Origin of the sequence: Corynebacterium sp., assembly GCF_030532715.1 — a bacterium.
GTDB lineage: Bacteria > Actinomycetota > Actinomycetes > Mycobacteriales > Mycobacteriaceae > Corynebacterium.
Window position 1 is genome coordinate 273,544 of record NZ_JAUNKO010000005.1, and the last position, 6,863, is coordinate 280,406.

Consider the following 6,863-nt stretch of genomic DNA (forward strand, 5'->3'; position numbering starts at 1 on the left):
CCTAAATATAAACAAAACGCCGCCTTTGCGTAATACAAATGCGACGTTTTAGTTATCGAATTGAATTCCTATTCAGAGCCTGGGCGCCAGCTCTTTCCAGATGCATTTTGTCCGCTACGCTGCGGCGCAGGTGCTGTTGGCACGGATATAATGCGCTTGCCATCAGCATTTCGGGTGAATTCACCCTCACCGACAGCATGTTCGCCACCCTCCTCAGTATCGTGGCCGCCGGCCCGCAACGCCTCCACGCGGGCGGTGTGTTCCCGCACCTTGCGCTGCCGGCTCTTCAAGCTGACCAGCACCGGCGTGGCGAGGAACACCGAGGAGAACGTCCCCTCAATCACGCCAATGAGCTGCACCAATGCGAGATCCTTCAAGGTGCCCACGCCCATCAACCAGACCGCAATAACCATCAGCGCCGCGATCGGCAGTGCGGAAATCACCGTCGTAGAGATGGAACGCATCACGGTCTGGTTGATCGCCAAGTTAGACAGCTCCGCATAGGTCCGCCGCGTCGTGGCGGTAAACCCGGCGGTATTCTCCTTGACCTTGTCAAACACCACCACCGTGTCATACAACGAGAAGGCCAACACGGTCAGCAAACCAATAATCGTCGCTGGGGTGACCTCGAAACCGATGAGCGCGTAGACGCCGGCGATTACCACGGCGTCGACACCCAAGGCGGCGATGGCGGAGATCGCCATGTCACGCTCGAAGCGGAAGGCAATGTAGCCGAAGATCAACACAAGGAACACGCCAAGCGAAATCAGCATCCGGTTCGTAATAGTGGAACCCCACGACTCCGACACCGTCGAATCGCCGATAGCGTCCGGCGAAACGCCGCCAGTGCCGTCCTTCGGCTGGAACTCGTCAAACAGCGCCTCGCGAGCCTTGGAAATCTGCTCGTCGCTCAGCCGCTCCGAGTTGATTTCTAGAACGCGGGAGTCCCCGGCGCCGACGACCTGTACCATCACGGGTTCCACATCGGTTGCTTGGGTAAACACCTGCTCCACACGCACCGGATCGAGGTCGCCTGCGGGCATATTGATCTTCGTCCCACCCTGGAAATCAATCCCCAACGTGAATCCGCGGATAAGCACCATGAGGATACTCACCGCAAGCACCACGCCGGTGATGGTGTACCAGATGCGGCGGCGACCCACGAAGTCCACGCCGCCTTCGCCTGTGTAGAGGCGTTTCAAAACTCCGGTGGAGCTCATCCTAGTTCTCCTGTTCTGTGTCGTCGGCGGCCACCACACCGTGGTGGGACTCCGCGCGCTGTTGCCGCGCTACCTTCATCACGCTGCCCAATCCGTTGACGCCGGGCTGAGCGAACCACGGGACGCGCGACGCCAGCACCACCAGCGGCGCAGTCACAAGGAAGGTCACCAGCAGGTCAAACACCGTGGTCAAGCCGAGGGTAAACGCGAAACCCTTCACGTCGCCGACCGCCAAGATGTACAGCACCACGGCGGCAATCAAGGACACAAAGTTACCGGAAATAATGGTTTGCTTGGCGCGCTCCCACGCCCGCGGCACTGCGGAACGGAAGGTGCGGCCCTCCCGCACCTCATCTTTAATACGCTCGTAAAACACCACGAAGGAGTCCGCGGTCGTACCGATACCAATGATCAAGCCGGCCACGCCCGCCAAGTCCAGCGAATAGCCGATCCAGCGGCCGAGCAGCACCAGCGAACCGTACACCAGCGCGCCGGAAGCAAACAGCGAAAACACCGCCGCGAAACCGAAAATCCGGTAGTAAGCGAAGGCGAACAATGCCACCAGCGCCAAACCCACCATGCCGGCGATGAGGCCAGCCTTTAACGAGGCGATACCCAACGATGCGGGCACCGTCGTGGCAGTACCACCGCGCTCACCGTTTTCCCCGGCGAAGCTCAACGGCAACGCACCATAACGCAAGTTATTGGCGAGCTCAGTCGCTTCCTGCTGGGAAAACTGGCCGGTAATGGACGTGCCAGAACCGGGCGGGGTCGGAGATTGAATCTGCGGGGCGGACAGCACCTGCGAATCAAGAGTGATGGCCACCTGCTGTTGCAGATATTGCTGGGTGAGCTCGTACCAGGTAGCGCCGCCCTGCTCCTCACCTTCCGACTTGAACGCAAAATTGATTTCCATCTGGCCCGTCTCCGGGTTCAACCCGCCCGTAATGGGGCGATTGGTATCAATTTCGTTACCGGTGAGCCGTTTGCCGTGTGCTTCGTCGGTTTGGCCCACCAACAATGGCGCGGGGCCCAAAATGTACTTTTCGTCGCTGGCGGCGTCGCACGCAACCAGTGGTTTGCCCGGCTCGTCGCTGCCTGCGATAGGGTCGAGCTCTTGGCCGCATTGCAGCAGGTTCGCCGCCGCGATTTGCAAGGTGGGGTCGTCGGATTGCCGGTCGGCGCGCAACATTTCGGTGATTTTCTGGCGGCGGTCCGCGGCGTCGAGAGAGTTTTTCGGCTCGGCCGGTGCTTTGGCCGACACTTTGGGGGCTTCCACCTTGTTCGCCTCGTCCTGCACAGGCTTGCCCTGCTCATCAAACGTGGTACTCATTGTGGTGGCCAATTCCTGCAGCGACGTATTCGCCTGCTCCGGCGTGACGACGCCCAGCTCCACCCAACGGTTCGCCATACCTTCGGCAGTATCCAACAAGGCAGCCGTGTCAGGCATGCCAGGCTGGGCCACGGGGCGGAACAACAATTGCGAGGTCTGACCGAGAGCACGCGCCTGGGAAGTGTCCTCACCAGGAACCGTAATCACAAGGGTATTGCCGTCAGTGATCACGCTCGCCCCCGTCACACCCATACCATTGACGCGGTTTTCCAAAATCGTGCGGGCCTGCGCCAATTGCTCCTGGGTGGGTTCCTCCCCCTGCGGCACCAAGGTGACACGGGTACCGCCTTGCAAATCAATGCCAAGATTGGGTTTGGCGGTGCGGTCACCAGTAAAAAAGATCAGCGCGTAGATGATCACCAGGATGGCCACAAACGAAGACATTGCAAGTTTGGGCCAGTTGGCGAGTCCGACGCGTGAGCGCGCGGATGACGATGCCACTGGGTTTATCTCCTCGAGGATTGATGTACAGGACGATAAAGCACAGCCGCCAACGGTGTGCTTAATCTTTAAAAAGACTTATTCAAATCTAGTCCAAACGACATGGTACGCCATGAACAGCATGCGCTTTTAGCCCTCGGGCGCATCCTGGGCGCGCTCCACACGACGCACCACCGCCGCCACATCCCACACCGTGACAACAGACGGAGCAATCTCCAAATCCACGGTCGAATCCCCCAGCGCCGCCACAACACCGTGAACACCAGCGGTGGTGACCACCATGTCCCCCGGCTTGAGATCCGCCTGCAGGGCACGCCGCTCGGCGAGCAACCGCTGCTGCCGCCGCAGTTGCAGCACCGGCGGCAGCAGGAAAACAATAAGGACAACAACAAGAATGAGAATTTCCGGCATTGCCTTAGTGTGCCAGATTTTTGGCCTACAACAAGGTTGGCTGGTGATCCCCCGGGGTACCAACCGGAGGTTCGAACCCCAAGTGCCGCCACGCCGCCGCCGTTGCCACCCGACCGCGACCCGTGCGCGCCATCATTCCCGCACGCACCAAATACGGCTCGCACACCTCCTCCACCGTGGAAGGTTCCTCCCCCACGGCCACCGCCAGCGTGCTCACACCAACCGGGCCGCCGCCGTGGTTTTTCACCAACGCGCCCAGCACCGCACGATCCAGCCGATCCAGACCCATCTCGTCCACATCGAACACAATCAGCGCTGCCTTCGCCGCACCCAAATCAATGTGGCCGTCCGAATACACCTCCGCGAAATCGCGCACCCTTCGGAGCAACCGGTTAGCAATACGCGGCGTCCCGCGCGAACGCGAAGCGATTTCAGTGGCCGCATCCTCATCGACCCCAACGCCCAGAATGCGGGCGGCGCGCGTGACCACCCGCGTCAAGTCCGGGACGTCGTAAAACTCCATTTGCGCGGTAAACCCAAAGCGGTCACGCAACGGGCCAGTGAGCATACCCGAGCGCGTCGTAGCCCCCACCAGCGTAAACGGCGCAAGCTCCAAAGGTATCGACGTCGCGCCAGGCCCCTTGCCCACGATAACGTCAATGCGGAAATCCTCCATCGCCATGTACAACATTTCCTCCGCGGGGCGGGCGATGCGGTGAATCTCATCAATAAACAACACATCCCCCTCCATCAGATTCGAAAGCATGGCCGCGAGATCGCCCGCGCGTTCCAACGCGGGGCCGGAAGTCATGCGGAGGCTAGAACCCAACTCCTGGGCAATAATCATCGCCATCGTCGTCTTACCCAACCCCGGCGGGCCCGACAACAACACGTGATCCGGGGTGGCGCCGCGGTTTTTCGCACCCGTGAGCACCAAACTCAGCTGGTTACGCACCTTCGGCTGACCAATGAACTCATCCAAACTTTTCGGCCGCAACCCCGCCTCAGCGTCACGATCCGTCTCCTGGCGGTTGGGCTCCACAGCAGAATCCGGCCCGCGGCGCCGATCCGGCAGGCCATCAGGAAGTTGAAACTCCGTTTTCTCAATATCTCCCATACCGCCTCCAAGCTACTTCTTTCCCAAGTATGCAAGGGCGGCACGCAATGTCGCGGACGTATCCAACTCTGGCGTGGCGGACAGCACCGCCGTCACCGCAGCCGTAGCAGTACGCTCCGGGAAGCCTAAACCAACAAGCGCCTCAGTCACCTGATCCACAGCCACGCCGGCGGGCGGCACGGCGACGCCAGCTGGGGCGTCGGCAAGCGATTGCGGGCCGGTGGTAAACGCAAGCACCTTATCCTTCAAATCCACTATCATGCGTTCGGCCATACGTTTGCCCACGCCGGGGATTCGCTGCAACGCCTTCGCATCCCCGCCGGCAATCGCATTGCTCAACTCCGCGGGATTCATCACAGACTGCGCAGCCAACGCCAACCGCGGCCCCAATCCAGACACCGTCTGCAACAAACCAAACATCTCGCGGCTCGTGTCATCGGTAAAACCATACAAACTCATGGCGTCCTCACGCACCACCATAGTGGTAAGCACAAGGCTCTCCTCACCGCGGCGCAGCGTACCCAACGTTTGCGGCGTCGCAGTCACCACATAACCAACGCCAGCACACTCAATAACAGCGCTGTTTAACCCGATGCTCAGCACAATGCCGCGCAACGAAGCAATCATCTACTACTCCTACTACCAGGGAACACATCAGGTGCAACCGCACCCCTACCACGGTGATGACTCGCCGCCCGCGACCGCGCCCGCAACTGCTGCGCCTTCGCCTGGCCAAGCTTACCCTCCTGCTGCCGCCGCGCCGCCTCCACCTGCTGCAACGCCGCCGCCTGGCGCTCAAGCAACGGCGCACGCCAACAATGACACACAGCCAACGCCAACGCATCCGCCGCATCCGCAGGCTTCGGTGGCTCACCAAGACCAAGGATACGAGTAATCATTGCCGTCATCTGCTTCTTATCAGCGCGACCATTGCCCGAAATCGCCTTCTTCACCTCACTGGGGGTATACATATGCACCGGAATACCCCGCTCCGCCGCCGCCAACGCAAGCACCCCCACCGCGTGGGCAGTATGCATCACCGTAGACACATTGCCGCGTTCGAAAATACGCTCAATAGCAACGACGTCTGGGTCATAATCACCCATCCAGTCCTTCACCGCTTCGCTCAACCGCAACAATCGCTCAGCAAGCTCCGCACCACTAGGAGTACGCACCACACCAACAGCCACCGGCAACACCGCGCGACCCCGACCCGCCTGCACCACCGACAAACCACAACGCGTCAGGCCAGGATCAATACCCATGACCCGCAAGCCCTCCAAATTCATACAATCGCTCCATCCTCAAAGCAAGGTTCGTTGTAGGTGACACACGCCCCGCCGGAAACTCACCACACCCAGCAGCGATTAGGCGAGCACAAGGCAAGTGCCGGGGCTGGGGCGGCACAGGTTACATCGGCCTAAATTCTAACCGGACTACTCGCGGCAAGCCGAACTGCCGTGCCGCAAGACATCGAACTACTGAGCAAGCAAAATAGGACCGAATCGAGTTACTTTTCTGCGAAAACTCCTTGATAAGGTGCCGGGGGTTTGGTTACGGGGGTTCCTAGGTTGCGTTAGGACGCCGGCTATGTCGAATGTGCCTGAGGCAGATGTTGCGTGGGGTGTGTTTTCGCAGGATGTGTGTGGTTCTGGGGTCAGGCTGATGGTGTGTGGTCAGGCAGATTGTGCGGGTCCGGCAGATTGTGTGGGGGTGTGTGGTGTGGGTTGGCGGTGGTTGATGAGCGTTGGTGGTGGCGGCCTTTGTTGGCGGCTGCCTTTTTTGGGTGGCGGTTGTGGGTGATCGGGTAGCTATCGCGTGTATGCGTGTGTTGCTTGTGTGGCCGGCTCAGGCGTGATCTGCCTGTGCGTGATGTGCCTCGTGCGTGATTTGCCTGGGTTGGTGGCCGTGTTGAATGTGCCTGAGGCAGATTCAGCACGAGCGGTGTTTGCCCAGGATGAATCCGATTCGGCAGCCGGGTAGGTGGTGCGGTCAGGCAGATTCTACAGGCAGGCAGATTGTACGGGGCAAGCCGATTCTATGGGGCAGGCAGGTGGTGCCCAGCCGCAATAAACGGGGTGCGATGCGGGGCGAATCAACCAGGCGCGACAAGGCAGCATACGGCGCGGCAAGCGCGGCAAAACAGGCGCGGTCCTGGGCCAGGTATGCCCGGAGGTTGTGTGGGTTGGTTGCGGAATTGGTGACCTAGTCGGCGCGCCACCTCGGGTCGGTGGACGAACACGCCTGTGGCGCTCGGGGCGGTCAACAAGCCAGTTTCGCC

The 6,863-nt window shown here is 60.4% G+C and carries 6 protein-coding genes; all 6 read right to left on the reverse strand.

The window, feature by feature from the left end:
• Positions 1-68: 68 nt before the first annotated feature.
• Positions 69-1,220 (reverse strand): protein translocase subunit SecF, encoded by a 1,152-nt coding sequence (gene secF, locus Q4D83_RS09760; protein ID WP_303175113.1) that lies wholly within the window; start codon positions 1,218-1,220, stop codon positions 69-71.
• A gap of 1 nt (position 1,221) precedes the next feature.
• Entirely contained in the window at positions 1,222-2,997 is a 1,776-nt protein-coding gene (secD, locus tag Q4D83_RS09765) for a protein translocase subunit SecD (RefSeq protein WP_303175132.1), read from the reverse strand.
• A gap of 186 nt (positions 2,998-3,183) precedes the next feature.
• Positions 3,184-3,465 carry a preprotein translocase subunit YajC gene (yajC, locus tag Q4D83_RS09770; RefSeq protein WP_303175114.1) on the reverse strand — a complete coding sequence of 94 codons (282 nt, stop codon included), beginning with the start codon at positions 3,463-3,465 and terminating at the stop codon, positions 3,184-3,186.
• Positions 3,466-3,490: 25 nt separating this feature from the next.
• Positions 3,491-4,582: a Holliday junction branch migration DNA helicase RuvB gene (gene ruvB, locus Q4D83_RS09775; protein ID WP_303175115.1), complete on the reverse strand. Its 1,092-nt coding sequence runs from the start codon at positions 4,580-4,582 to the stop codon at positions 3,491-3,493.
• A 12-nt stretch (positions 4,583-4,594) separates the two neighbouring features.
• Positions 4,595-5,209: a Holliday junction branch migration protein RuvA gene (ruvA, locus tag Q4D83_RS09780; RefSeq protein WP_303175116.1), complete on the reverse strand. Its 615-nt coding sequence runs from the start codon at positions 5,207-5,209 to the stop codon at positions 4,595-4,597.
• Entirely contained in the window at positions 5,206-5,871 is a 666-nt protein-coding gene (gene ruvC, locus Q4D83_RS09785; protein ID WP_303175117.1) for a crossover junction endodeoxyribonuclease RuvC, read from the reverse strand. The genes ruvA and ruvC overlap by 4 nt, the downstream gene beginning before the upstream one ends.
• Positions 5,872-6,863 lie beyond the last annotated feature (992 nt).